Raw genomic sequence first — 25,936 nt, 5'->3', positions numbered from 1 at the left:
GCAAAACGCCGACCAGCACGCTATATGCGGTGGTCGGCGCTTTTTAGTATATATGATTTCATATGCTCATAAGCTATAGGTCTGCTTCTTTTGCGGTTTCTGCGGTGCTGAACCAAACACAACCCAAGCTGGCTTCAGATATCGGAAGACAAAGGCTACAACGACCCAGGAGCCCAGCAATGCTACTAGCCAACCCCCGGCAATCGCCGCCGTATACGCAATCGAACCCCCGTGAAACGGAATTTTTCTGTACAGGAACAGCAGCGCCGGATGAAGCAGATAGATGCCGAAGGAACATGCGCCGATAGAGATCAGCATGCGGCTCACCACACGCCGGCCCGTCCCATATAGCAGGAAAGACAGTTGCATCAGTACAATGCAGGAGAGCAGCGCATGAACATTGGAGAAGCCCTCATACCACAGACTGTTAATCACCGTTTTCTTCGTGTAGTTATTGAACCACAGTTCAACATGAATGATTCCAGCCGCAGCCCATAGTACCCACAGCGCAATCCAACCGGGTCCTTTACCCGAAAGCCAGCCCTCACTTGAGAGAATCAGCCATTTTTTCAAGGTTCCATAATAGACCGCAATGGCCGCCCCGAGCAGAAAGTAAGAGAAGTAGGTAATGGACAGACTGCCTTTGGACAGGTGCCAGTAGCCATGATTCGTCATGTATTTGTTCAGCAGCACGAATCCCCATTGCAGCAGCAGCCCGATCAGCGGAGCCCAGACTGCAAGCCGCCGGACCTTTTGCAGGCACCATAACATAAGCGGGAACAGCACATAGAACTGGATAATAATAATAATATAGTACAGGTGCGTATACGCTGTTCCGGTAAGCAGATATTTGCCGAGCTTGCGGGCCATCTCATCCATAGGCAATCCCCAGGTATGCCCTGCGGTCATTTTCAGGATAAAGTACATGAGCGAAAATACAACATAAGGCACAATAATATAGATCAGTCTGCGGCTATAGAATTTTCCCAGAGTTTTCCCCGTTAACGGGCGGTCGATATAGTTGTAGAACAGCACAAAGCCGCTCAAAAAGACAAATGACGGCACAGCAAATTGGCTGAACTTGTTAATGAACAGAAACGGATGGAACATCGAGGTGTCCAGTGTCTCTGCGAGTGTGCGTGAAGTGGCATGTATAGCGATCACCGCAAGAATCGCAATGGCCCGAAATATATCCAGCTGTGGAATTCTTTCCTTTTGTCCCATTCCATTTCCTCCTGTATAACCGCGCACCTAAGGTGCCTTTTTTCAAAAACAATCAAATACTCAGCACGCGCCGTATGCACAATACGCGTCTACCCTTAAGTATAACGCCTCGTTCACGTTGCTGAATACTGAAAGGTTGCTTAATCTTTGATTTTTTTCTGTTGTTTACAACAAAACCCCGCAGCTCCTGCGTGAGTGCACGCATCATACTGCAGGGCAACCTCTCCATCACTTATCTTCGGAGTCTTGAATATTCTTCTCGGCTGAAGAATGCAGCTCCCTGAGCGGGTTCCCCCCCACAAAGGAACCTGCCGCCACATCCTTGTGCACTACAGAGCCTGCCGCTATAATCGCTCCATCCCCGATGGTGACACCAGGGAGAATCGTTGTATTGGCACCGACCAGCACATTTTCACCGATTATGACTTCACCGAGCCGGTATTCCTTGATCAGGTATTCATGGGCCAGAATTGTAGTATTGTAACCGATCACAGAATTTTCACCCACTGTAATCTTTTCCGGAAAAAAAACATCTACCATCGCCATGAGCCCAAACGCAGTGTGCTTGCCCACCTTCATGCCCAGGACGTTACGGTATATCCAGTTCTTTAGCGGCAGAATTGGGCAATAACGGGCAATCTGTATAAAAATAAAGTTACGCACACCTTTCCATGGGCTGACCGTGCGGTAGATGTACCAAAGGGAGTTATGTCCTTCCACGGGATAGCGGGTTACTCTTCTCACAGTTCCATCGTCCCCTGGTCTACGATACCAAAGATGTCCTTCATATCATGGATGATATAATCAGGCTCATAGTTGCGCAGTACATCTTCACCTTTTAGCGACCAGGCTACTGCAGCTACACGGACACCAGCCGCTTTGGCTGACTGGATATCAACAGGGCTGTCTCCAACCATCAGTGTTCTTCGCGGGTCAACGCCCAGGTTGCTGACAGCCTTCAGAACCGGCTCTGCGTGAGGCTTGGGCTGGACTACATCGTTTACTGTCACAATGGTCTCCATGTACTTCAGCAGATCGAACATCTCCAGCGCCCTGATTGTGGTCGGACGAATCTTCGTCGTCACAATACCCAGCTTGATACCGCGGCCCGCAAGCTCCTCCATTGTCTCATTTACATAGGGAAAAGAGCCAACCAGCTCATCATGGTGCGCATAATTATAGGAACGGTAGGACTGCTCCAGCACGCTGGTATCTTCCAGACCGGAGAAAACACTCAACTGCTGATGCAGCGTAGTCCCCATATAGGGAATAATCTGCTCCCGGGTCAGCGGGGGCAGATTATTCTCCTTCAGCGTGTGCATGAACGAGTTGATAATCAGCTCGTTGGTATTTACAATCGTTCCGTCCAGATCAAACAGTACACATTCTATCATTAGATCAGCTACTCCTTCGGTAATTCATCCGGCGTGTTCTCCGGCTCCGGTTGTCTAACCTGCGGAGCACTCTGCGGGGTATGAGCTGCACTTTCCGGAACTACAGCATCAGCGGCAGCAGGCTTGGTGCTGACAATTGGATCGGAGTAATGGTCCTTAGGCTGACCTGTTACCCGCCGGACAATGATTAGTATTATAGCCGCTACGATAGTCAGCAGCGCCAAAAGCTGCGAGCTGCGGATATTTCCATAAGCCGGATCAAGATATCCTTGTTCAAAACCAAGCCATTTCATCGGTGACCACAATCCGTTCAGGAAGGAAGCCAGTCCGCTGTTCCCCTTGAAAGCCAGGCTATCTGTACGCAGTGCTTCGATAAAGAAGCGCCCGATAGAATACCAAATGAAATAAGACAGGAAAATCTCACCTGCACGTACAAACTTTTGCCGGCGCAGCACCATCAGCAGCAAAATACCCAGCAGGCTCCAGAGCGATTCATACAGGAAGGTTGGATGATGAAAGGCGTCTCCTATGTACATCTGGTTCACTATAAAGTCAGGAAGATGCAGCTTATCACGCAGGAAAGATTCTTCCACAACCCCACCATAGGCTTCCTGGTTCACAAAATTTCCCCAGCGTCCGATCATCTGGCCTGCAAGCAGCCCAGGTGCACAAATATCCACAATGCGCCAGAACGGATACCCTTTGTAACGGAAATAAATAATACCGCAAATGATTGCTCCAATTAGCGCGCCATAGATTGCGATTCCGCCGTTCCAGATCTTGAAGACATCAACAAAGTTGTCCTTGTAATCCTCCCATTTGAAAGCCACAAAATAAATCCGCGCACCAATGATCGCAGACGGCACGCCGAGCAGCAGCATATCCATGAAAAATTCCTGCGGAATGTTGAAACGTTTGCCTTCTTGGATCGCCAAAAATAACCCGGCCAATGCGCCGACACCGAGTATCAAACCATACCAGTGAACCGGCAGTGAACCGATGGAGAAGACAATCGGATCAATCGCTAACGAAAAAAACATGCTCTCACACTCCTAGTCCAAATCATCCATGTCTTCAGATATGGTGGCAGTAAGCTTATTGGTAAACTGCAACGCCGCATTGAAGCCCATCTGCTTCAACCGATAGTTCATTGCCGCTACTTCAATAATAACCGCAAGGTTACGTCCCGGGCGTACGGGAATCGTTACAAGCGGCACATCTGTATCGATAATCCGTGTCGTTTCCTCATCCAGTCCGAGCCGGTCATATTGCTTGTCCTGCTGCCAAGCCTCCAGTCTGACTACCAGCGTAATGCGTTTGTGATTGCGGATCGCCCCTGCGCCAAACAAGGTCATTACATTGATTATACCGACACCGCGGATTTCCAGCAGATGGCGGATAAGCTCCGGAGCTGTCCCGTGCAGTTGGTTATCTGAGGTTTGGCGGATTTCAACCGCATCATCGGCAATCAGGCGGTGTCCACGTTTTACAAGCTCCAGCGCAGTTTCACTTTTCCCGATGCCGCTGCTGCCTGTAATCAGCATACCCACACCGTATACATCACAGAGAACGCCATGAATCGTGGCTGTAGGCGCCAGCCGGCCTTCCAGAAAGCTGGTTAGTCTGCTGGAAAATATCGTGGTCGCCATGGAGCTGCGCAGCACAGGCAATCCTTTTTCGTTGCTTATGTCAATAAGCTCCTGCGGTACATCAAGTGCTCTTGTAATCACGATACAAGGTGTATTATCATTACAGATCCCGCGAATCCGGCTTTTACGCTCTTCGTCCGGCAGCATGGAGAAAAAAGCCAGCTCGGTCTTCCCCAGCAATTGAACACGTTCTTCAGGGTAATATTCAAAATAACCAGCCATTTCCAGACCAGGACGATTCAAATCATCCACTGTAATCGGTCTCTTCAAACCCTCATGTCCAGAAACAACCTCTAACTGAAAATGCTGCACCAACTCGGATACTTTTACCTTCTTAGCCATGTGTGTCCGTCCTTTCGTCACCAGCGGCGGTAACCGCTCGCCCGCATTTGGTTAATAACAGTTCCCATCCCAGCCGCAGGTAATTCTCCTGCTATCTTAATGGATAACGCCTATGAATGCAATCTTAATAGCCTTGTTCCTTCTGTCTGACTTAACAAATAAGCAGGGCTCTTATGAGCTGTGATATGTAAAAATAAACAGCCCCACATTGTGGGGCTATGGCTTTCTGTCCAAAATCATGCGCTGTATAGAAAGCCCCCAAAATATAGCTGCTTCTGTTTATTAAAAAAGCCGCCTTCACAGGCGGCTTTCTTCAAACGGTTACGCTATCTTATCCGAGCAGAACGTTAAGTTCGGATTCCTTGTCGAAGATGTGGATTTTGTTCATGTCGATCGCCAATTTTGGCTTGCTGCCTTCACGGGTAGTGGAACGTCCATCTACACGGGCGATTACAGTGCCGGCACCAAGGCCGCTCAAGTACAAGAGCATTTCATGACCCAGGTTTTCAGTAACATCAACCAGAGAAGTGAAGATCGTGTTCGGAGAAGCTTCCAGGAATACTGGTTCTTCGTGAATATCTTCCGGACGAACACCCATGATTACTTCTTTGCCGATGTAGCCTTTGTTGCGCAGCAGTGTAGCTTTGCCGCCTGGTACTTCAACATCAAGGTTCTCTGCACGGAAGCGTACGGCGCCGCCAACATCAGATAGTGTACCATTGATAAAGTTCATTGTAGGGGAACCGATAAATCCGGCTACGAACAGGTTTGTTGGCTCATTGTACAACTCTTCAGGAGAAGCAGCTTGTTGAATGATACCATCATACATAACTACGATACGGTCACCCATTGTCATAGCTTCTGTCTGGTCATGTGTTACATAGATACAAGTGGTTTCAAGACGTTTAACCAGCTTAGTAATTTCCGCACGCATCTGACCACGAAGTTTAGCATCCAAGTTGGAGAGAGGTTCATCCATCAGGAAGACTTGCGGATCACGTACGATCGCGCGGCCCAGGGCGACACGTTGGCGTTGACCACCGGACAATGCTTTTGGTTTACGGTCAAGCAGATGTTCGATATCGAGGATTTTCGCAGCTTCGCGAACTTTTTTGTCGATTTCTTCTTTTTTCACTTTACGCAGTTTCAAACCGAATGCCATGTTCTGATATACACTCATGTGCGGATACAAGGCGTAGGATTGGAACACCATCGCGATATCGCGGTCTTTAGGAGCTACGTCATTGACTACACGGTCGCCAATGTACATCTTACCTTCGGAGATTTCTTCCAGACCGGCAATCATACGCAGGGTTGTGGATTTACCGCAACCGGATGGTCCAACCAATACCAGAAATTCCTTATCTTTAATATCGAGATTGATATCGATTACTGTCGCTTTATCGGAACCCGGGTATTTTTTGAAAATATGCTCTAAACGAACGCCTGCCATTGTATTTCCCCCTCGAGTCAATTATTGGATTAAAAAATAAATCGCTTTCTTGTATATTTATCTTACCCCAGACATGCCGCGCTGGCTATTTGTAACGTTCACAAAAAACCTATTTTCTTTTCGTCACTTTATACAATAACATGGCTAACTTCACAATAGCAGCATCCCCAAAGCTTCTGACATCCGCTCCGGTTTCCTGTTTGATCTTGTCCAGCCTGTAAAGCAGCGTATTCCGGTGAATATACAGCTTTTTGGCCGTTTCGCTGACATTGCAGTCCATCTCAAAAAAAGTCTCCAAAGTAAGCAGCATTTCCTTATCCGCAAGCACAGAGGTATAATCCCCGATCTGTCCAAGCAGCTGCCTGCGGCGGTCATCGGGTATGCTATTAACCAGCCGCTCCATATGAAGCTCCCATGGCAGATGAATGTAGTCCCCAACTTGAAAGATCCGGCCCAGAATAATGGTTTCGCGTAACAGGGCTACCGATCCGGTCAACCCTTTCACAGGAATAATGGCAGGTGCTACAGCCAGATGAAAAACCCCAACCCACTCGCTGGCAATCAGTTCATGCAGTCCCATACAGGTCTGCGCCAGCAGATCATCAGCACTCTCTTCCTCATCTTCCTTATCATCCCCGCCGGTGAGCAGTTCCTTGCGGGCTAAAATTAACCATTCCTTCTCCTGCAGGGGGATAAGCAGAATTTCATTCTCGAAGTAACTGCGCAGCAGCTTCATCAGAGAACGGTAGGTCACCTGCGGGTTATGGACATTTTCGCTGACCAGCAGGAAGGGAATCATCTCTCCCACCAGCCGTCCCTTCAAAGTCATTTCATCGGGGATTTCCGCCTCATTTTTCTCCTGCTCCAATTGGGCATTCAGCCACCCGCTGAGCTGGCGGGCCTCTATTTCCCCTTCTTCCTTCAGGCCCGTTGCCTTAAGGGCGACTGCGAAATTTCTTGCGGCATAATTAACCAGCTGTATCTCCATTGGAGTCAGCCCATCCAGCTCCAGCCAAATTGCTGTTACCCGTCCATCGTTCTCATATAAAGGTACCCACAGATGCCCCTCATGCACCACGGGCTGGTCCTGCTCTTCCGCGCCTATGCCAAAAAGGGAAGCCGAATGCTGCCTCCCGAGCTGTTTGATTCCGGTTCTCTTTCCGGTGAGCTGCTCCAATTTTTGACGCAAAACCTCACTATCCATCGTCACCATACTCCACCACTTTTGCTCTTTTCGCCTATTTTATCACATTTTTCAACAAGATGCGCCTTAGACAGTATTAGGGTTAGAGCAGCCTTCTTATGAAGTGTTATCCCTAAATCCCGCGCCAGCTCAGAATGCACATTATTATTGCCCTAAGCAATAAACCCACGCTCTGCCAGAATCATAATTCAACAATTCCGAAAACACAAAACAGAAATACAAAAAAGCCATCACCTAATGGTGATGACTTTCGGATTGGAATGAGCCATGAAGGACTCGAACCTTCGACACCCTGATTAAAAGTCAGGTGCTCTACCAACTGAGCTAATGGCTCATAAAACTGGTGGAGGCTGATGGATTCGAACCACCGAACACGTACGTGAGCAGATTTACAGTCTGATGCGTTTGGCCACTTCGCTAAGCCTCCACAATATGGTGGCGCGGGACGGAATCGAACCGCCGACACAAGGATTTTCAGTCCTTTGCTCTACCGACTGAGCTACCGAGCCATGAAAGAAACAAAAATGGCGGAACCGACGGGATTCGAACCCGCGATCTCCTGCGTGACAGGCAGGCATGTTAGGCCAACTACACCACGGTTCCGCATTTGTAATACAATGGTGCCGGCGAGAGGACTTGAACCCCCAACCTACTGATTACAAGTCAGTTGCTCTACCAGTTGAGCTACACCGGCACGGTGTAAGGTCAATCTACAATCTAAAAATGGTGGAGGCTGAGGGGTTCGAACCCCCGACCCTCTGCTTGTAAGGCAGATGCTCTCCCAGCTGAGCTAAGCCTCCAGGTATTATGGTAGCGGCAGAGGGGATCGAACCCCCGACCTCACGGGTATGAACCGTACGCTCTAGCCAGCTGAGCTACGCCGCCACAATAACATAATTAATGGATTTAAAATGGCGGAGAGAGAGGGATTCGAACCCTCGCACCGCTTACGCAGTCTAACCCCTTAGCAGAGGGTCCCCTTATAGCCACTTGGGTATCTCTCCAATTGATATAGCCATGTAAATCCATACAGGAATTTGATTCCTGAAAACTGAATCCGAAACGAATCTGCGTTTTACTTTTTTGGATAAGCCCTCGACCGATTAGTATTGGTCAGCTCCACACGTTGCCGTGCTTCCACCTCCAACCTATCTACCTCGTCGTCTTCAAGGGGTCTTACTAATTGGGAAATCTCATCTTGAGGGGGGCTTCACGCTTAGATGCTTTCAGCGCTTATCCCGTCCGTACGTAGCTACCCAGCCATGCTCCTGGCGGAACAACTGGTGCACCAGCGGTACGTCCATCCCGGTCCTCTCGTACTAAGGACAGCTCCTCTCAAATTTCCTGCGCCCACGACAGATAGGGACCGAACTGTCTCACGACGTTCTGAACCCAGCTCGCGTACCGCTTTAATGGGCGAACAGCCCAACCCTTGGGACCTACTTCAGCCCCAGGATGCGATGAGCCGACATCGAGGTGCCAAACCTCCCCGTCGATGTGGACTCTTGGGGGAGATAAGCCTGTTATCCCCAGGGTAGCTTTTATCCGTTGAGCGATGGCCCTTCCATGCGGTACCACCGGATCACTAAGTCCGACTTTCGTCCCTGCTCGACTTGTTGGTCTCGCAGTCAAGCTCCCTTCTGCCTTTGCACTCTTCGAATGATTTCCAACCATTCTGAGGGAACCTTTGAACGCCTCCGTTACTCTTTAGGAGGCGACCGCCCCAGTCAAACTGCCCGCCTGACACGGTCCCCGTACCCGTTTAGGGTACCAGGTTAGAACCTAGATACGATCAGGGTGGTATCCCAACGGCGCCTCCACCGAAGCTTGCGCTCCGGCTTCTACGGCTCCCACCTATCCTGTACAGATCGTACCCAAATTCAATATCAAGCTGCAGTAAAGCTCCATGGGGTCTTTCCGTCTTGTCGCGGGTAACCTGCATCTTCACAGGTATTAAAATTTCACCGGATCTCTCGTTGAGACAGCGCCCAAGTCGTTACGCCATTCGTGCGGGTCAGAATTTACCTGACAAGGAATTTCGCTACCTTAGGACCGTTATAGTTACGGCCGCCGTTTACTGGGGCTTCGGTTCACAGCTTCGGGTTGCCCCTAACCGCTCCCCTTAACCTTCCAGCACCGGGCAGGCGTCAGCCCGTATACTTCGCCTTGCGGCTTCGCACAGACCTGTGTTTTTGCTAAACAGTCGCTTGGGCCTTTTCACTGCGGCCCCCTCGGGCTATTCACCCTACCGAGGCACCCCTTCTCCCGAAGTTACGGGGTCATTTTGCCGAGTTCCTTAACGAGAGTTCTTCCGCGCGCCTTAGAATTCTCTTCTCGCCTACCTGTGTCGGTTTGCGGTACGGGCACCTTCTCCTGGCTAGAGGCTTTTCTTGGCAGTGTGAGATCATGACCTTCGCTACTGTAATTTTCGCTCCCCATCACAGCCCAGCCTTACGATGTGCGGATTTGCCTACACACCAGCCTCACTGCTTAGACGGACATCCATCAGTCCGCGTCACTACCCTCCTGCGTCACCCCATCGCTCATAACGGATTACGGTGGTACAGTAATTTCAAACTGTTGTCCTTCGACTACGCCTGTCGGCCTCGCCTTAGGTCCCGACTTACCCTGAGCGGACGAGCCTTCCTCAGGAAACCTTGGGCTTTCGGCGGATCAGATTCTCACTGATCTTTTCGTTACTCATACCGGCATTCTCACTTGTATGCGGTCCAGCGCTCCTTACGGTACACCTTCAATCTACATACAACGCTCCCCTACCCCAGATACATACGTATCTAGCCATAGCTTCGGTGGTGTGTTTAGCCCCGTTACATTTTCGGCGCAGAGTCACTCGACCAGTGAGCTATTACGCACTCTTTCAATGGTGGCTGCTTCTAAGCCAACATCCTGGTTGTCTGTGCAACTCCACATCCTTTCCCACTTAACACACACTTGGGGACCTTAGCTGATGGTCTGGGCTGTTTCCCTTTTGACAATGGATCTTAGCACTCACTGTCTGACTCCCGGCAAGAAGTCCATGGCATTCGGAGTTTGACTGAGCTTGGTAACCCTTGCGGGCCCCGCACCCAATCAGTGCTCTACCTCCACGACTCCATTCACCGAGGCTAGCCCTAAAGCTATTTCGGGGAGAACCAGCTATCTCCGAGTTCGATTGGAATTTCTCCGCTACCCCCACCTCATCCCCGCATTTTTCAACATACGTGGGTTCGGGCCTCCAGTGCGTGTTACCGCACCTTCACCCTGGACAGGGGTAGATCACACGGTTTCGGGTCTACGTCCACATACTCAGTCGCCCTATTCAGACTCGCTTTCGCTGCGGCTCCGGCTTCTCACCTTAACCTTGCATGTTAAACGTAACTCGCCGGTTCATTCTACAAAAGGCACGCCATCACCCCTAAATTGGGCTCTGACTTTTTGTAAGCACACGGTTTCAGGTTCTATTTCACTCCCCTTCCGGGGTGCTTTTCACCTTTCCCTCACGGTACTGTTTCACTATCGGTCGCCAGGTAGTATTTAGCCTTAGCAGATGGTCCTGCCGGATTCATACGGGGTTTCACGTGCCCCGCACTACTCGGGATCCGTCTCGGAGGGAACAGGGTTTAGGTTACAGGGCTCTTACCTCTATCGCGGGCCTTTCCAGACCTCTTCGCCTACCCGGTTCCTTTATAACTCCATGTGAGACGTCCCACAACCCCAAGGGGCAAGCCCCTTGGTTTAGGCTGTTCCGCGTTCGCTCGCCGCTACTGACGGAATCACTATTGTTTTCTCTTCCTCAGGGTACTTAGATGTTTCAGTTCCCCTGGTCTGCCTCTGCATACCCTATGTATTCAGGTATGAGTAACTGTGAATTACCACAGCTGGGTTTCCCCATTCGGACACCCCCGGATCAAAGCTTGCTTACAGCTCCCCGAGGCAGTTTCGTTGTTCGCCACGTCCTTCGTCGGCTCCTGGCGCCTAGGCATCCTCCGTGTGCTCTTATTAGCTTAACCATGCGTTTTCCCGTAGGGAAAATCGCTGTATCAACTAATAACTATTTCAACTTGCTTACACAAGTTTCAGCTAAAAGATGTTCTAAAACGCATTTTCGTTTCGGTATCCAGTTTTCAAGGATCAAGGTCTTGCCTATACTCTTTTAAAACAAATTTGGTGGAGCCAAGCGGGATCGAACCGCTGACCTCCTGCTTGCAAGGCAGGCGCTCTCCCAGCTGAGCTATGGCCCCATACATTCATTTCAAAGGTGAGATGCCGTTTGGAAATTAATTGTTATATGGTGGGCCTTGGTGGACTCGAACCACCGACCTCACCCTTATCAGAGGTGCGCTCTAACCAACTGAGCTAAAAGCCCATATAACATATATAACATTTAGGAATCAACCAAAGGATTGGTTGTCCGCTTGGCGGCGTCCTACTCTCCCAGGACCCTTCGGTCCAAGTACCATCGGCGCTGGAGGGCTTAACGGTCGTGTTCGGGATGGGTACGTGTGGAACCCCTCCGCTATCGCCACCAAACGCATACGAAAGAGACTTGCTCTTTCAAAACTGAACACGAGTGAGTGTTCGAACCCAAGGGTTCTAATGGAAGTCAAGCTTCCGATTTGAATGTTTCCGTTGCAGGAAACGATTCTCCATAGAAAGGAGGTGATCCAGCCGCACCTTCCGATACGGCTACCTTGTTACGACTTCACCCCAATCATCTACCCCACCTTCGGCGGCTGGCCCCCTTGCGGGTTACCCCACCGACTTCGGGTGTTGTAAACTCTCGTGGTGTGACGGGCGGTGTGTACAAGACCCGGGAACGTATTCACCGCGGCATGCTGATCCGCGATTACTAGCAATTCCGACTTCATGCAGGCGAGTTGCAGCCTGCAATCCGAACTGAGACCGGCTTTGCTGGGATTGGCTCCACCTCGCGGCTTCGCTTCCCGTTGTACCGGCCATTGTAGTACGTGTGTAGCCCAGGTCATAAGGGGCATGATGATTTGACGTCATCCCCACCTTCCTCCGGTTTGTCACCGGCAGTCACTCTAGAGTGCCCAGCCTTACCTGCTGGCAACTAAAGTCAAGGGTTGCGCTCGTTGCGGGACTTAACCCAACATCTCACGACACGAGCTGACGACAACCATGCACCACCTGTCTCAACTTTCCCCGAAGGGCACCTAATGCATCTCTGCTTCGTTAGTTGGATGTCAAGACCTGGTAAGGTTCTTCGCGTTGCTTCGAATTAAACCACATACTCCACTGCTTGTGCGGGTCCCCGTCAATTCCTTTGAGTTTCAGTCTTGCGACCGTACTCCCCAGGCGGAGTGCTTACTGTGTTAACTTCGGCACCAAGGGTATCGAAACCCCTAACACCTAGCACTCATCGTTTACGGCGTGGACTACCAGGGTATCTAATCCTGTTTGCTCCCCACGCTTTCGCGCCTCAGCGTCAGTTACAGCCCAGAAAGTCGCCTTCGCCACTGGTGTTCCTCCACATCTCTACGCATTTCACCGCTACACGTGGAATTCCACTTTCCTCTTCTGTACTCAAGCCACCCAGTTTCCAGTGCGACCCCAGGTTGAGCCCAAGGTTTAAACACCAGACTTAAATAGCCGCCTGCGCGCGCTTTACGCCCAATAATTCCGGACAACGCTTGCCCCCTACGTATTACCGCGGCTGCTGGCACGTAGTTAGCCGGGGCTTTCTTCTCAGGTACCGTCACTCCGGCAGCAGTTACTCTACCGGACGTTCTTCCCTGGCAACAGAGCTTTACGATCCGAAAACCTTCATCACTCACGCGGCGTTGCTCCGTCAGGCTTTCGCCCATTGCGGAAGATTCCCTACTGCTGCCTCCCGTAGGAGTCTGGGCCGTGTCTCAGTCCCAGTGTGGCCGTTCACCCTCTCAGGTCGGCTACGCATCGTCGCCTTGGTAGGCCGTTACCCCACCAACTAGCTAATGCGCCGCAGGCCCATCCTCTAGCAGCAGATTGCTCCGCCTTTCATCCCTAGCCCAGGTGGGCTAGGGAATTATCCGGTATTAGCTACCGTTTCCGGTAGTTATCCCAGTCTAGAGGGTAGGTTGCCTACGTGTTACTCACCCGTCCGCCGCTAACCTACTGGAGTGCAAGCACTCCAGTAAATCCGCTCGACTTGCATGTATTAGGCACGCCGCCAGCGTTCGTCCTGAGCCAGGATCAAACTCTCCAAATTGGTATTTAGAAAGAGCGATTGCTCATTTTGAAACATCTGACGAGAATAAAATATTCTCTAATTTTGGATCTCACTTACGTGAAATCCCACTCACTCGTTGTTCAGTTTTCAAAGATCAATGTCTTTTATACTTCATCGTTGCTTGTCAGCAGCGACCTTTATAATATATCACATCGCCTTTGTTTTAGTCAAGCGTTTTTTTAATTTATTTTTTCGCTTGGCTTATCGGCAAGTTATCAAAGGATATCCTGTCCAAAGGGCCGAAACTTAATGTATCACAGATTCAGAACTCGCGTCAACCTTTAAAACAAAGTTATTTTCAAACCCATAAGCATCAGTACCCCCGGAAGGCCGAGAACCGTTACTGCGCCTATAGTTGCAGGGTTCAGGGGAATATATATATCCGTTAGCAAGCCCGAAAAATTCACTACATAAATACCCAGCGCGGCCAGTAGGAGATGCGTACCGAAGAGGCTGAGCCAAGCCCAGCCCATTTTTTTTCTGAAAACAATAAGAAGTAATAAAAGTCCGGATAAAACCAAAACCGCCAGCGCGGCCATTCTCAGCATGATAATCCTCCCTTTTTTTCCTTCAACGGTTACTAGAGCTGTGCGCGGTTAAGCCCCAGACTTTTGGCATGCTTCAGATGAATCTGATATTTACGCTCAGCGGCCTCCAGTATATATATGGCATAATCGATCTGATCCTGTCCCTTCGCCTCATCAAACATCAGATGCGCTCTCTCCCACTCAGAGTGTGCCTGTTGAACTTCGAGGAATACGTTCCAATGATCGTCGTCTAATCTTTTTTGCTCCCCATCAGCCTGCCTCCTAATACTCCACCATCCCATTCCAGACTCCTCCTTATATGAATAAGTTCTGGGCATAGTACTCAATCTTCACCCTCGTATATTCTCATTCATATCGAAACAAGGACAAACTTAGAACTAGTGCGGCGGGAAAATAGGCTGGAATTTTCTGCTCGGAATATCTTCCCCCTTAAAAATCTGAAATTCAGCAAAAAAGGAGCCCAAGGGCTCCTTTGATGAACTGATATTGCGCCTGAACTGCTTAGAACAGCTCACGGCGGCCTTCGAGGGCCTTGGACAGGGTAACCTCATCCGCATACTCCAAGTCGCCGCCTACAGGCAGCCCATGGGCTATCCTGGTGATTTTGATCTCGAAAGGCCGAACCAGGCGGGAGATATACATAGCTGTGGCTTCACCCTCAATATTGGGGTTGGTGGCCATAATAAGCTCCTTCACTCTTTCATCGCTCAGACGGGTCAACAGCTCCTTCAGACGGATATCATCCGGACCTATGCCCTCCATTGGTGAAATTGCCCCTTGCAGCACATGGTAATAGCCGTCGAATTCCTTGGTTCGTTCAATAGCCACCAGGTCCTTGGAATCCTGGACTACACAGATTACGGATGCATCGCGGGTTTTGTCCTGACAGATCCGGCAGGGATCGGTATCCGTAATATTGCAGCAAACCGAACAGTAATGAAGATTGCGTTTGACGCTGACCAGCGCCTTGGCAAAATCAATAACCTCGTCTTCCTTCATATTCAGCACATGAAAAGCAAGCCGGGCGGCTGACTTCGGGCCAATTCCGGGCAAACGCGTAAAAGCTTCGATCAGCTTGGCTAGCGGTTCTGGATAATACAAATTAACGGTTCTCCTTTGGACTGGATGAAGTAAGGTCTAGAACAAGCCAGGAATCTTCATTCCTCCAGTAAATTTGCCCATATCATTATTGGCCAGCTCTTCCGCTTGGGTAAGAGCATCATTTACCGCAGTAATCACAAGATCCTGCAGCATTTCGATATCATCGGGATCCACAGCCTCAGGCTTGATCTGGATTGAGAGCAGCTTCTTGTGGCCGTTGACTTGAACTGTTACCACACCGCCGCCGGATGATCCTTCAATGGTCTTGCTGCCCAGTTCCTCTTGGGCTTTAAGCATTTGCTCCTGCATTTTTTTGACCTGCTTCATCATTTGGTTCATATTATTCATACATCGTCTCTCCTTTGGAATGCGCGCTCGGCGCTAATAGGCTTAACTACTCTTTTATGACAACAAGGTCTTCCCCAAAGAGCTGGATCGCCTCGTCAATCCATGGTTCAGTCCGGGTATCCCCAGTTTCGTGTTCATGCTCCAATTGAAGCTCCTCAGTACCGGTCTGCGCAGCAGTCTTCGTTGCAGCCTCGTTCCAATCTCGGAGCATCATGGTCACAAGCCGGTAGGGTTTGCCCAGACGGGCCGCAAATACGTTCTCTATTACCTGTCTGTTCGCAGGTTTCTCAGTGGTATCACGATGAATCGTATTCTTAAAGGCAACCAGCACAGCGTCATCCATAACTGCAACAGGCTCTCCGTCAACAAACCATGCGTGAACCGTGACCTTCTCTTCCTTCACACCTTGCAGGACAACACTCCACTTCTTATACACTTCCGCAAAGTCGGGGCTGTCCTTGCCCGCAATAAACTTATCCAGCTGCGGCGGAAGCTTGGAAGGAGAGGATACCCGCGGTGCAGGCGCCTGGGCAGGCTGTCTGCCTTGATTCCCCTGCTCCCCGCGTCCTCCGCCGGACATAGCCCCGGACTGCATTGCCTGCTCCAGCTTCTTCTCCAAGGCAGCAATCTGCCGTTTGAGAAGTTCCAGTTCACCAGAGTCCACAGCTGCAGCGTTGCCGCTAAATACATGGGAAGAAGCCGCTTGCGGAGCGGCCCCATACTGGGGACTCTCTTGCTGCTGCAGGCTGCACAATTTCATCAGCGCTACTTCAAACAAGGTTTGCGGATGGGTCGCGTACTTCATTTCACCCAGATAACGGGTCAGCGTCTCTACGATCAGAAACAGCCGGTCCCGGGTAAATGCCGCCGCCATATCACGGAATTCCGCCGGATTCAGTACACGATCCGTTAGCTGATCCGCTCCCGGCACCATCTTGATCATAAGTAAATCTCGGAAATAATACAGCAGGTTCTCCAGACATTTATCAGCACTTTTGCCTTCATGCATAAGCTGCTCAACCAGCTCCAGAAGCAGTCCCATATCCCCTTCCAGAATGGCCGTAGCCAGGCGCGCAAACTGTTCGGAGGGAATCCCTCCGGTCATGCCTAGCACTTGCTGATAGGTGACTTGGCCATCTGTAAAGGAAGAAATCTGGTCCAGTATACTGAGCGCATCGCGCATCCCACCATCGGAAAGCCGGGCAATATACTGCAGCGCATCTGAGTCTGCGGAAATCCCTTCCTTCTGGCAGATCGCTGTTAAGTGAGCTGTCTGCTCTTCCAGTGACACCCGGCGAAAATCAAAACGCTGGCAGCGGGAAATAATCGTTGCCGGCAATTTGTGCGGCTCCGTGGTCGCCAGAATAAACATTACATGCGGAGGCGGCTCCTCCAGCGTCTTCAGCAGCGCATTAAAAGCTTCTGTAGTCAGCATATGCACTTCATCAATGATATACACTTTACGGCGGACTTCGGTAGGCGCATATTTCACCTTGTCCCGGAGATCACGTATCTCTTCAACGCCCCGGTTCGACGCTGCGTCAATCTCCTGCACATCCATGACATTCCCTGCGGTGATCCGCAGACAGGATGGGCATTCATTGCACGGCTCAGCGCCCTCGCTGCGCTCACAATTGACTGCTTTGGCGAGCACTTTGGCGGCACTTGTCTTGCCTGTACCCCGCGGTCCACTGAACAGGTAGGCATGCGAAACCCGCTGTTCACGAATTGCATTCTGCAGCGTCTGAATAATGTGCTGTTGTCCTACCATGTCATGAAACGACTGCGGCCGCCAGGCACGGTACAGCGCGATATGTTCCACTATGCATTACCCTCTCTTAGGCTGCCGCTTTCGGCAATTTGTCGCTAATTTATTATACTATATACACCAGGCTTTGACCAAAAACAAAAAAGCATCTCCGCCTGTGGCAAAGATACTGTAATGGTAATATGTAAAACCGCGCACCTGTTATTGATGGCTGCGATCCAAGCGGCAACCCTACAACACTGCTCGGGCTAGGCAACCCTCCGGCACAAGAGTAAACTTACTTATGGCTGCTTCCTTCCGGACCTGACCAGGTTCACAAGCACTCATTGCGGAGGACCCAACCGTCAACACAGCCCGTAGGAACCAAGGCCTCACATCGACAGCACCTCTAACAGGAATTCAACCTCGCTACAGCGGATTGCGAGTTACAGGGCACCGCTACCTCCCCGTCTAGCACGGCGAAGATAAGTATAGCCTACGTGCGGGCAAAAATCAACTCCAGATAAAGGATAAGCCTCCGGCACGATGTCCGGAGGCCTGTATGATCCACAACTGCTAGAGTGTAAATGGATTAGATACCATATTTTTTCTTGAATTTATCAACACGGCCGCCGGCATCCATGAACTTCTGCTTACCCGTGAAAAATGGGTGGCAGCTGGAGCAAACTTCGACACGCAGTTCTGGCTTTACAGAACCGGTCTCGAAGGTATTGCCACACGCACAGGTTACCTTGGTTACATTGTACTTGGGTTGGATTGCTGATTGCATATAAACCTCACCTCTCGTGCCCTAAGTCTCATGCGGACCTAGAGTTATTAAAATATCTAAGCGGTATTTTAACACGAAAGGATAGACTCTGCAATATATCTGTATCCCACTTATTTATGCTATATTTTTACCCGCCGCTGCTTGGCCCGGGCCAAATCTGCAGGCGGCACATGGGTATACGATCCTATGACAACATCCGGAAGCTCTTCACGAAAGATCTCCAGCATTGTCTTCATTCCCAGAATCTCTCCCTGAGCCGGAGGAATTAATTCAAGGTAGCTCTCCGGGTCAATATTGAGGTTCCGCATTTGTATCAGCTTCAGATCGGTACGTCTAACGAATTCCACCATCGCCTCAATTTCCTCCTCGCGGTCCGTAACCCCTGGAAATATCAGGTAATTAATCGATGTATACACACCCTGTGAAGCTGCGTATTTCAGGGACTTCTCCACATTAGCCAACGTGTAGCCACGCGGTTTGTAATAAGCATTATAGTGGCCATCCAGCGCGCTGATTGTGCTGACACGCATTAAATCCAGTCCGGCATCAACGATACCGCGGATATGATCGCTTAGCCCGGCATTCGTATTGATGTTGATGTAGCCCATATCTGTAATGGAACGGACTTCTCGAATCGCTTCGATAATAAGCTTCGCTTGAGTGGACGGTTCGCCTTCGCAGCCCTGCCCGAAGCTGATAATGGACTGGGGTGTTTTCAGATGCTCCAGCATAACCTCGGAAATCTCATTCACCGTAGGACGAAAATTCATTCTCGTCTGCGGAGAAACAAATCCGCTGTCGTCCGGCTGTTCGGAAATACAGCCGAAACATCCGGCATTACAGGAATAGGAAACAGGTACCGCTCCCTCCCATCGGCCCAAAAAGGTATTGGAAGAGGTCAGACATTCATATCCAAGTGCACAATTGGAAAGGTGGCCGTAAAGGCGGTTCCCCGGATACTTGGCAGTTAAACTGCCGACCCCGTGTTCAACATCCTCCCGGTCACAGTTAAGCGGGTTCCACTGCTCGGGATCATCCGTAAGATCTGCGGCCACATAGAAGCCGCCATCTTTCCACACTACTGCGGAATAGCCGAAAAGTGGAAGCTTATACGACTTGTCTGTCTTGACGTACCCAGGAAGACACAGACGGGTAAAGCCCTGCGGCAGCAGTGCTCCTACCGCCTGCGACCCTTCCGGCAACGGCAGCATTTCACCTGTATTAGGGTTCATGCCCACTGCGCGCGTATTAGGCAACCCTACCAGGGTGGCCCCTTCAGGCAGCGGTATCAGCTCTTCTTCCAGCATCTCAACAATCATATCCCCGCTGCGGGCCAGACCATACAGCTCGGGATGATCATATACGTTTCCTTGTTCGTCGGCATATACCAAATACATGTTAATCTCCTCTTATTATCGTTTCTCAGGTGGTAGGCACAGAAGGCGTCTTCGGCCGGGATGTCCGGCGTGCGGACGAGCCGCTGTTCGAGGTTCCTCCATTACTCGCCGTGCCGCTTGGAGACGAAGATTCTTTATTCCCCGCCACATCAAAGGAGGCCAGGAATTCGGCATTCGTCTTGCTGTCACGCAGCTTTTTGAGGAAGCCTTCCACAAAATCGTAGGACTCGTTCATATTTTTGCGAATCGCCCAAATGGTGTCCAGTTCTTCCTTGCTCAGCAGCACCTCTTCGCGGCGCGTGCCGGAACGGCGGATATCGATGGCCGGGAAAATGCGGCGTTCTGCCAGCTTGCGGTCCAGATGAAGCTCCATGTTCCCTGTGCCTTTAAATTCTTCATAAATAATATCATCCATCCGTGAACCGGTATCAATAAGCGCTGTTGCGAGTATAGTCAGACTTCCGCCTTCCTCTACATTCCGCGCGGACCCAAAAAACCGTTTGGGACGATGGAAAGCCGCCGGATCAATCCCGCCGCTCAGTGTGCGCCCGGATGGAGGCACAACCAAGTTGTAGGCACGCGCCAGCCGTGTAATACTATCCAGCAAAATGACAACATCCTTCTTATGCTCTACTAAACGCAAAGCCCGCTGCAATACAAGCTCAGCTACTTTGATATGGTTCTCCGGAAGCTCATCAAAGGTAGATGCCACAACTTCGCCCTTTACAGAACGCTGCATATCCGTTACTTCCTCGGGGCGTTCATCAATCAGCAGTACGAACAGAGCAATTTCAGGATTATTAGTGGAAATGCTGTTGGCAATTTCTTTTAGGAGGAGCGTTTTCCCTGCTTTGGGAGGTGCTACAATCAAACCGCGCTGCCCCAGACCAACAGGAGCAAGTAAATCCATGATTCGGGTAGACAAGTGTGTAGGGGATGTTTCAAGCGGCAGCTTATCTTGCGGATAAAGAGGTGTTAGCGCCGGAAAATGCAAACGCTCTGCTGCGCTGGCAGGATTCTCGCCGTTGACGGCGTTGACTTGAAGCAATCCGAAGTAGCGTTCATTCTCTTTGGGAGTGCGGCATTTGCCGGATACCAGATCGCCGCTTCTAAGATCGAACTTGCGAATCTGGGAAGCCGAGATATAAATATCTTCCGCGCTGGGCAAATAGTTAATCGGCCTTAGAAAACCATACCCCTCAGGCAAAATTTCGAGCACACCCTCCATAAACATGAGCCCGCTCTGTTCCGCCTGGGCCCGGAGGATGGCAAAAATCAGCTCCCGTTTTTTTAGCGTCCCGTAGTATGGAATCTGGTATTTTTTCGCCAGCTTATACAAATCGGTCAGCTTCATTTCTTCCAAATCGGAAATTTGAAGATCCATGTAATAACCACCTATTCAATTTTTATAATAATAAGTTCTTCTAGCAAGATAGACGGGAAAATAGGAGTCTATTAAATTGCTTATTAGGATAGCATTACCCATTCTGGAAGGGAATATGCAGTTCGGGAGCAAAAAAACACCCCTTCCATGCCAACGGATAATCCTAGACTATTCGTTCTCGCGCCATACATCGGCTCCCAAATTACGCAAGTTGCTAACCAGGTTGTCGTAACCACGATCTATAAATTCCACACCGGTAACCTCGGTAATTCCTTCCTCCACCGTGAGTCCGGCGATCACAAGCGCTGCACCTGCACGCAAATCGGCAGCCTTGACCTTCGCAGCATTCAGCTTGCTTCCTTCAATAATGGCGGAACGTCCTTCGACACGGATTCTGGCGCCCATACGCACCAGTTCCGGCACATGTTTGAATCGGTTGCTGTATACAAAATCGCTGAGCACACTAACCCCTTCAGCCTGGGTAAGCATACTTGTCATGGGAGATTGCAAATCGGTGGCAAACCCGGGGTATATCAGTGCCTTTACATCAGCATGCTCGTATTTGGCCTGGCCGATGACCCGGATGCTCTCATCCAGTTCTTCAATATTTACGCCCATCTCCAGGAGTTTGGCCGTCAGCGCCTCCAAATGCTTCGGGATCACATTATCTATCAATACATTGCCGCGCGTAGCTGCAGCAGCAATCATATACGTTCCAGCTTGAATACGGTCGGGAATGATGGAGTGACGGCAGCCGTGCATTTCCGTAACACCTTCGATCCGGATCGTTTCAGTTCCTGCGCCCTTAATAACGGCGCCCATAGAGTTCAAGAGGGTTGCTACATCTATAATCTCAGGCTCTTTAGCCGCATTTTCAATAATTGTTGAGCCCTTGGCACGTGAAGCCGCAAGCATAATGTTAATAGTGGCACCTACGCTGGAGACGTCCAAATAGATTTTGGCCCCGCGCAGTTCCTTGGCATACAAGTGAATAGAACCATGATCGTTGGTTACAGTCGCACCCAGCGCTTCAAAGCCTTTAATATGCTGGTCAATTGGACGGGGTTCAAAATTGCAGCCCCCGGGAAGACCAATCGTTGCCTCCTTAAATCTTCCAAGAAGCGCTCCCATCATATAATACGAAGCCCGGAGTTTCTTCACCGGTCCGTTAGGCATTGGAATGGATACGATACGGGAGGGATTAATTCTCATCTGGCTGCCTGTCCAGGAAACCGCGGCTCCAAGATCTTCCAGAATTTCGGAGTATACAGCTACATCACTAAGGGACGGCAAGTTATCCAGAACAACTTCAGACTCGGCCAAAATCGCCGCAGGAATAAGCGCAATCGCGCTATTCTTCGCTCCACTGATGGTGACAACGCCTTCTAAAGGACGTCCACCGCCAATCATTAATTTTTCCATAAATTTATCCGGTTCCCCCTACGTGTATTGCAGCTTGCCCTGGCAATACCTGCTGTGGCTTTGTTGGTAATGAAGATTAGAAACGGCTGCGCCGCCCTTACAACAAGGACGGCGCCCGTTTCCGCAAGCAAATACAAGGACAGGTTACCGCCGTAAGCGAATAACTCCTTATACTAAATGGAAAGACACCGGCTAGGCGGTGCTCTCCACATATAATCTATTCAGCTGGACGACATTACAGTAATCTGTTATTGCAGACAAGTGGAGAGGTGCAGTGACAGCTCTAAGTAAGCCTGTCCGCTTTCCTCATGAATGGATTAGGCTTTGTTGCTGGAGCCGAACTCGCGGATTTTGCCGATAACGGTCTGTTTGATAGCTTCGCGGCCTGGTGCGATGAATGTACGCGGATCGTAAGCATCCGGTTTAGCAGCCAGCACTTCGCGAACAACCTTAGCAAATGCGATCTGGTTCTCAGTGTTTACGTTAATTTTGGAAGTACCCAGGGAAATGGATTTCTTGATGTCATGTTCTGGAATACCAGTTCCGCCGTGCAGAACCAATGGAAGTTTAACCGCATCACGGATTTCTTCCATTTCTTTGAACCCAAGGTTAGGCTCGCCATGGTAAGGACCATGTACGGAACCAAGCGCAGGAGCCAGGGTATCAATGCCGGTTTCTTTGACGATACGTACGCACTCGTTCAGGTCAGCATATTGAATGCCGCCGATAACGTCGTCTTCCTGTCCGCCGACAGTACCCACTTCAGCTTCTACAGAAACGCCTTTTGCATGAGCATATTCTACAACTTTTTTGGTCATTTCGATATTCTCATCAATTGGGTGGTGGGAACCGTCGATCATTACAGATGTGAATCCGGCGTCAATTGCGTCTTTACATTTGTCAAAGCTGGAACCGTGATCCAAGTGGATGGCAACCGGAACAGTGATCTTCATGTCATGGATAAGACCTTCAACCATCTTAACAACGGTGTAGAATCCGCCCATGTGACGGGCTGCGCCTTCGGATACGCCAAGGATTACTGGTGACTTCTCTTCTTCTGCTGCACCAAGAATCGCTTGAGTCCACTCCAGGTTGTTGATGTTGTACTGGCCAACTGCGTATTTTCCTTGTAGTGCTTTGTTTAACATGTCTGTCATCGATACTAATGGCATGGTTTCAATCCTCCTAAAATATTGGGTTGCTTATATAAGCCGACATCACATACAGGCCTATTATAGCACATCCTGTGTCAAATACTAAATAGGATACACAAAAAAATGTCCCGCCGGGACGATATTCGGCCAACCTATACTCCAGGCAGACTAATCCTCTTTAGCGTATCCATAACGGAACCTTCCCAAACTACTTAGCTGCATTGGTCTATAGACTTATTATTAAGGTGCATGTTCACAGCTATCCGCATCTCATCGATGTCAAACGGCTTGGTAAAATGCATTAGCGCCCCCAGCTTGGTCGCCTCCTTAATCATATCCAGTTCACCGTAAGCTGTCATCATAATGACCTTGATAGCCGGATTGATCTCCTTCAAATGCTTCAGGATCTCAAGTCCGTCCATTCCCGGAATTTTCATATCGAGCAAGACCAGGTCGGGCGATTCGCTGCGGACAATGTCCAATGCCAGTTTTCCGTTAGCGGCTTGAAATGTGGCATACCCTTCACTATTAAATACTTCCATGAGGAGAATCCGGATTCCGTTCTGATCATCGACAATTAATACTTTTTTCTTTTCCATACCATACCCTCCCAGAATTTGAAGCAGATTGTCCATACCGCGCGCACGCACAGCTAACGACCCCTTAACAAAACAAGTCTATACGAAACCTATTATTCGTTCCTTATAGTCAAAATCCTGCTAATTGGTTAAAATGCGTAAATCTATGTCATTTTATGGGCTGGAACCAGCCAGCGGGAAGGAGACAATTTTTGCTTAAAATGAGGGAGCGCCGCCGCAGGGAAATTACAATGATTCCGCACACTTTCCTATGCGTTCCCTGTAAAGAAAGCCTCCAGGTCGGAGGCTCGGCAGGACCATTTACAGGCCTTTGGATTATAATTGTTCGGAATGAGCCAGCGAAGCTTTGACAAATTCACGGAAAAGAGGCTGCGGACGGTTGGGACGGGAGGTAAACTCTGGATGGAACTGTACGGAGAGGAACCACGGATGGCCCGGAAGCTCGACGATCTCCACCAGACGGCCATCCGGAGAGGTTCCGGAGATCACCAGGCCGGCTTTTTCAATCTCATCACGGTAGGCATTATTGAACTCATACCGGTGACGGTGGCGTTCATATACCAATTCATCGTCATAGCAGGACATTGCCAGTGATTCAGGAAGAAGCTTACATGGGTAAAGACCAAGACGCATGGTTCCGCCCATATCTTCGATATCCTTCTGCTCCGGCAGCAGGTCAATCAGCGGGTGCGGTGTAGCCGGATCAATCTCCGAGCTGTTCGCACCAGCCAGTCCCAGAATGGAACGGCCGTATTCAATAACGGAAACCTGCATTCCCAGGCAGATACCGAAGAATGGAATGGATTGTTCACGGGCATAACGAATGGCAGAAATCTTGCCTTCGATCCCCCGGTCACCGAAGCCGCCTGGAACCAGAATGCCCCCGATGCCACCCAGCAATTCGCCTACATTCTCGTCGGTAACAAGCTCAGCATCCACCCAGCGGACCTTCACCTCGGCATTGGCCGCAAAGCCTGCATGCGAAAGGGACTCCACTACACTCAAATAAGCATCATGCAGTGCTACATACTTGCCGACAATAGCAATTTCAACGGTGCGCTCCAGCTTCTGGATCCGGCCCAGCATATCTTCCCATTCGCGCATATCCGGAGCCGGCGTCGTCAGCTTCAAATGGTTCACTACGATTTCGTCCAGTCCTTCATCCCGAAGGTTGAGCGGCACTTCATACAAGGTCGATGCATCGCGGCATTCCACCACTGCATTGGCATCGATATCACAAAACAGGGCGATTTTGGCCTTCATATCATCAGACAACGCATATTCCGTGCGGCATACAATAACATTCGGCTGAATCCCGATGCTGCGCAGCTCCTTGACGCTGTGCTGTGTCGGTTTGGTTTTAACTTCTCCAGCAGCCTTGATATACGGAATCAGAGTGACATGAATGTACATCACATTCTCACGGCCAATGTCGCTTTTGATCTGGCGGATGGCTTCCAGGAACGGCAAGCTCTCGATATCGCCCACGGTACCGCCGATTTCGGTAATAACCACATCGGACCCGGTTTCACGTCCTGCACGGAATACGCGTTCCTTGATCTCGTTCGTGATATGCGGAATAACTTGAACCGTGCCGCCCAAATACTCACCGCGGCGCTCTTTGCTGATGACCGAGGAATAGATCTTGCCGGTAGTCACGTTGCTGTTCTTCGAGAGATTGATGTCAATAAACCGTTCATAGTGACCAAGGTCCAGGTCCGTTTCCGCCCCATCGTCGGTTACGAACACTTCGCCATGCTGATAAGGACTCATGGTTCCAGGGTCTACATTAATATAAGGATCGAATTTTTGAATCGTCACCTTTAAACCTCTGTTCTTGAGCAGCCTGCCCAGAGAAGCGGCGGTAATCCCTTTGCCCAGGGAAGACACGACACCACCCGTTACAAAAATATACTTTGTCACTGTATAACCCTCCTAAATAAAGTCC

The 25,936-nt window shown here is 50.1% G+C and carries 19 protein-coding genes, 10 tRNA genes, 3 rRNA genes and 1 other RNA gene; all 33 read right to left on the bottom strand.

Features of this window, described 5'->3' with window-relative positions; all coding sequences use genetic code 11:
• Positions 1 to 66: 66 nt before the first annotated feature.
• Positions 67 to 1,224, bottom strand: coding sequence for an acyltransferase (locus tag PGRAT_RS00740; RefSeq protein WP_025709135.1), 1,158 nt, complete (start codon positions 1,222 to 1,224; stop codon positions 67 to 69).
• A 228-nt stretch (positions 1,225 to 1,452) separates the two neighbouring features.
• Positions 1,453 to 1,968 (bottom strand): acyltransferase, encoded by a 516-nt coding sequence (locus tag PGRAT_RS00735; RefSeq protein WP_025709136.1) that lies wholly within the window; start codon positions 1,966 to 1,968, stop codon positions 1,453 to 1,455.
• Positions 1,965 to 2,618: a pyrophosphatase PpaX gene (gene ppaX, locus PGRAT_RS00730; RefSeq protein ID WP_025709137.1), complete on the bottom strand. Its 654-nt coding sequence runs from the start codon at positions 2,616 to 2,618 to the stop codon at positions 1,965 to 1,967. Before ppaX ends, PGRAT_RS00735 begins: the two co-directional genes overlap by 4 nt.
• 8 nt (positions 2,619 to 2,626) lie before the next feature.
• Positions 2,627 to 3,658, bottom strand: a complete 1,032-nt coding sequence (gene lgt, locus PGRAT_RS00725; protein WP_025709138.1) for a prolipoprotein diacylglyceryl transferase — start codon at positions 3,656 to 3,658, stop codon at positions 2,627 to 2,629.
• A gap of 12 nt (positions 3,659 to 3,670) precedes the next feature.
• The gene (gene hprK / locus PGRAT_RS00720) at positions 3,671 to 4,609 is read right to left on the bottom strand and encodes an HPr(Ser) kinase/phosphatase (RefSeq protein ID WP_025709139.1); all 939 of its coding nucleotides are present in this window, start codon (positions 4,607 to 4,609) and stop codon (positions 3,671 to 3,673) included.
• A gap of 331 nt (positions 4,610 to 4,940) precedes the next feature.
• A complete protein-coding gene (locus PGRAT_RS00715) occupies positions 4,941 to 6,062 on the bottom strand; it encodes an ABC transporter ATP-binding protein (protein WP_025709140.1) in 1,122 nt (373 codons plus the stop codon).
• A 109-nt stretch (positions 6,063 to 6,171) separates the two neighbouring features.
• Complete coding sequence (locus PGRAT_RS00710) at positions 6,172 to 7,266, bottom strand: PucR family transcriptional regulator (protein WP_025709141.1); 1,095 nt, start codon at positions 7,264 to 7,266, stop codon at positions 6,172 to 6,174.
• Between the two features lie 261 nt (positions 7,267 to 7,527).
• A tRNA-Lys gene (locus tag PGRAT_RS00705) sits at positions 7,528 to 7,600 on the bottom strand.
• Between the two features lie 7 nt (positions 7,601 to 7,607).
• Positions 7,608 to 7,693: transfer RNA gene (locus PGRAT_RS00700), tRNA-Tyr, on the bottom strand.
• Positions 7,694 to 7,699: 6 nt separating this feature from the next.
• A tRNA-Phe gene (locus PGRAT_RS00695) sits at positions 7,700 to 7,775 on the bottom strand.
• A gap of 16 nt (positions 7,776 to 7,791) precedes the next feature.
• Positions 7,792 to 7,869: transfer RNA gene (locus PGRAT_RS00690), tRNA-Asp, on the bottom strand.
• A 15-nt stretch (positions 7,870 to 7,884) separates the two neighbouring features.
• Positions 7,885 to 7,960, bottom strand: a tRNA-Thr gene (locus PGRAT_RS00685).
• 30 nt (positions 7,961 to 7,990) lie between these two features.
• Positions 7,991 to 8,066, bottom strand: a tRNA-Val gene (locus tag PGRAT_RS00680).
• An 8-nt stretch (positions 8,067 to 8,074) separates the two neighbouring features.
• Positions 8,075 to 8,151: transfer RNA gene (locus PGRAT_RS00675), tRNA-Met, on the bottom strand.
• Between the two features lie 27 nt (positions 8,152 to 8,178).
• Positions 8,179 to 8,270 (bottom strand) — tRNA-Ser (locus PGRAT_RS00670).
• Positions 8,271 to 8,349: 79 nt separating this feature from the next.
• Positions 8,350 to 11,276, bottom strand: a 23S ribosomal RNA gene (locus PGRAT_RS00665).
• A 155-nt stretch (positions 11,277 to 11,431) separates the two neighbouring features.
• Positions 11,432 to 11,507, bottom strand: a tRNA-Ala gene (locus tag PGRAT_RS00660).
• Positions 11,508 to 11,555: 48 nt separating this feature from the next.
• Positions 11,556 to 11,632 (bottom strand) — tRNA-Ile (locus tag PGRAT_RS00655).
• Positions 11,633 to 11,679: 47 nt separating this feature from the next.
• A 5S ribosomal RNA gene (gene rrf, locus PGRAT_RS00650) occupies positions 11,680 to 11,796 on the bottom strand.
• 122 nt (positions 11,797 to 11,918) lie between these two features.
• Positions 11,919 to 13,477, bottom strand: a 16S ribosomal RNA gene (locus tag PGRAT_RS00645).
• The 16S, 23S and 5S rRNA genes sit together here with 10 tRNA genes alongside, the layout of an rRNA operon.
• A gap of 302 nt (positions 13,478 to 13,779) precedes the next feature.
• Positions 13,780 to 14,046: a pro-sigmaK processing inhibitor BofA family protein gene (locus tag PGRAT_RS00640; RefSeq protein ID WP_174469016.1), complete on the bottom strand. Its 267-nt coding sequence runs from the start codon at positions 14,044 to 14,046 to the stop codon at positions 13,780 to 13,782.
• A 32-nt stretch (positions 14,047 to 14,078) separates the two neighbouring features.
• Positions 14,079 to 14,327, bottom strand: coding sequence for a hypothetical protein (locus PGRAT_RS00635; RefSeq protein ID WP_051424685.1), 249 nt, complete (start codon positions 14,325 to 14,327; stop codon positions 14,079 to 14,081).
• A gap of 220 nt (positions 14,328 to 14,547) precedes the next feature.
• Entirely contained in the window at positions 14,548 to 15,147 is a 600-nt protein-coding gene (gene recR, locus PGRAT_RS00630; RefSeq protein ID WP_025703869.1) for a recombination mediator RecR, read from the bottom strand.
• A gap of 36 nt (positions 15,148 to 15,183) precedes the next feature.
• Entirely contained in the window at positions 15,184 to 15,495 is a 312-nt protein-coding gene (locus PGRAT_RS00625; RefSeq protein ID WP_020426415.1) for a YbaB/EbfC family nucleoid-associated protein, read from the bottom strand.
• A 46-nt stretch (positions 15,496 to 15,541) separates the two neighbouring features.
• On the bottom strand, positions 15,542 to 17,317 hold the full coding sequence (gene dnaX, locus PGRAT_RS00620; protein WP_025703870.1) for a DNA polymerase III subunit gamma/tau: 1,776 nt from the start codon (positions 17,315 to 17,317) through the stop codon (positions 15,542 to 15,544).
• Between the two features lie 136 nt (positions 17,318 to 17,453).
• An RNA gene (ffs, locus tag PGRAT_RS32040) (signal recognition particle sRNA large type) lies at positions 17,454 to 17,722 on the bottom strand.
• Positions 17,723 to 17,834: 112 nt separating this feature from the next.
• A complete protein-coding gene (rpmE, locus tag PGRAT_RS00615; protein ID WP_025703871.1) occupies positions 17,835 to 18,032 on the bottom strand; it encodes a 50S ribosomal protein L31 in 198 nt (65 codons plus the stop codon).
• 119 nt (positions 18,033 to 18,151) lie between these two features.
• A complete protein-coding gene (locus PGRAT_RS00610; protein ID WP_025703872.1) occupies positions 18,152 to 19,429 on the bottom strand; it encodes a radical SAM family protein in 1,278 nt (425 codons plus the stop codon).
• Between the two features lie 25 nt (positions 19,430 to 19,454).
• Positions 19,455 to 20,813: a transcription termination factor Rho gene (gene rho, locus PGRAT_RS00605; RefSeq protein WP_025703873.1), complete on the bottom strand. Its 1,359-nt coding sequence runs from the start codon at positions 20,811 to 20,813 to the stop codon at positions 19,455 to 19,457.
• A gap of 168 nt (positions 20,814 to 20,981) precedes the next feature.
• The gene (locus PGRAT_RS00600) at positions 20,982 to 22,235 is read right to left on the bottom strand and encodes a UDP-N-acetylglucosamine 1-carboxyvinyltransferase (protein ID WP_025703874.1); all 1,254 of its coding nucleotides are present in this window, start codon (positions 22,233 to 22,235) and stop codon (positions 20,982 to 20,984) included.
• 317 nt (positions 22,236 to 22,552) lie between these two features.
• Complete coding sequence (gene fba, locus PGRAT_RS00595) at positions 22,553 to 23,407, bottom strand: class II fructose-1,6-bisphosphate aldolase (protein ID WP_025703875.1); 855 nt, start codon at positions 23,405 to 23,407, stop codon at positions 22,553 to 22,555.
• A gap of 194 nt (positions 23,408 to 23,601) precedes the next feature.
• The gene (locus tag PGRAT_RS00590; RefSeq protein ID WP_020428183.1) at positions 23,602 to 23,988 is read right to left on the bottom strand and encodes a response regulator; all 387 of its coding nucleotides are present in this window, start codon (positions 23,986 to 23,988) and stop codon (positions 23,602 to 23,604) included.
• Between the two features lie 315 nt (positions 23,989 to 24,303).
• Positions 24,304 to 25,911, bottom strand: a complete 1,608-nt coding sequence (locus PGRAT_RS00585; RefSeq protein ID WP_025703876.1) for a CTP synthase — start codon at positions 25,909 to 25,911, stop codon at positions 24,304 to 24,306.
• Between the last annotated feature and the right edge of the window lie 25 nt (positions 25,912 to 25,936).

The organism is Paenibacillus graminis, from assembly GCF_000758705.1.
GTDB classification, from domain to species: Bacteria; Bacillota; Bacilli; order Paenibacillales; family Paenibacillaceae; genus Paenibacillus_AQ; species Paenibacillus_AQ graminis.
Note: the sequence above shows the minus strand (reverse complement) of the source record. Positions and strands in the feature narration are given on the sequence as shown.

Bases quoted from the DNA above. Each gene is read 5' to 3' on its own strand.
- PGRAT_RS00740 (WP_025709135.1), bottom strand. From the start codon at position 1,224: ATGGGACAAAAGGAAAGAATTCCACAGCTGGATATATTTCGGGCCATT.
- ppaX (WP_025709137.1), bottom strand. From the start codon at position 2,618: ATGATAGAATGTGTACTGTTTGATCTGGACGGAACGATTGTAAATACC.
- lgt (WP_025709138.1), bottom strand. From the start codon at position 3,658: ATGTTTTTTTCGTTAGCGATTGATCCGATTGTCTTCTCCATCGGTTCA.
- hprK (WP_025709139.1), bottom strand. From the start codon at position 4,609: ATGGCTAAGAAGGTAAAAGTATCCGAGTTGGTGCAGCATTTTCAGTTA.
- PGRAT_RS00715 (WP_025709140.1), bottom strand. From the start codon at position 6,062: ATGGCAGGCGTTCGTTTAGAGCATATTTTCAAAAAATACCCGGGTTCC.
- PGRAT_RS00710 (WP_025709141.1), bottom strand. From the start codon at position 7,266: ATGGATAGTGAGGTTTTGCGTCAAAAATTGGAGCAGCTCACCGGAAAG.
- PGRAT_RS00640 (WP_174469016.1), bottom strand. From the start codon at position 14,046: ATGCTGAGAATGGCCGCGCTGGCGGTTTTGGTTTTATCCGGACTTTTA.
- PGRAT_RS00635 (WP_051424685.1), bottom strand. From the start codon at position 14,327: ATGGGATGGTGGAGTATTAGGAGGCAGGCTGATGGGGAGCAAAAAAGA.
- PGRAT_RS00625 (WP_020426415.1), bottom strand. From the start codon at position 15,495: ATGAATAATATGAACCAAATGATGAAGCAGGTCAAAAAAATGCAGGAG.
- rpmE (WP_025703871.1), bottom strand. From the start codon at position 18,032: ATGCAATCAGCAATCCAACCCAAGTACAATGTAACCAAGGTAACCTGT.
- PGRAT_RS00610 (WP_025703872.1), bottom strand. From the start codon at position 19,429: ATGTATTTGGTATATGCCGACGAACAAGGAAACGTATATGATCATCCC.
- rho (WP_025703873.1), bottom strand. From the start codon at position 20,813: ATGGATCTTCAAATTTCCGATTTGGAAGAAATGAAGCTGACCGATTTG.
- PGRAT_RS00600 (WP_025703874.1), bottom strand. From the start codon at position 22,235: ATGGAAAAATTAATGATTGGCGGTGGACGTCCTTTAGAAGGCGTTGTC.
- fba (WP_025703875.1), bottom strand. From the start codon at position 23,407: ATGCCATTAGTATCGATGACAGACATGTTAAACAAAGCACTACAAGGA.
- PGRAT_RS00590 (WP_020428183.1), bottom strand. From the start codon at position 23,988: ATGGAAAAGAAAAAAGTATTAATTGTCGATGATCAGAACGGAATCCGG.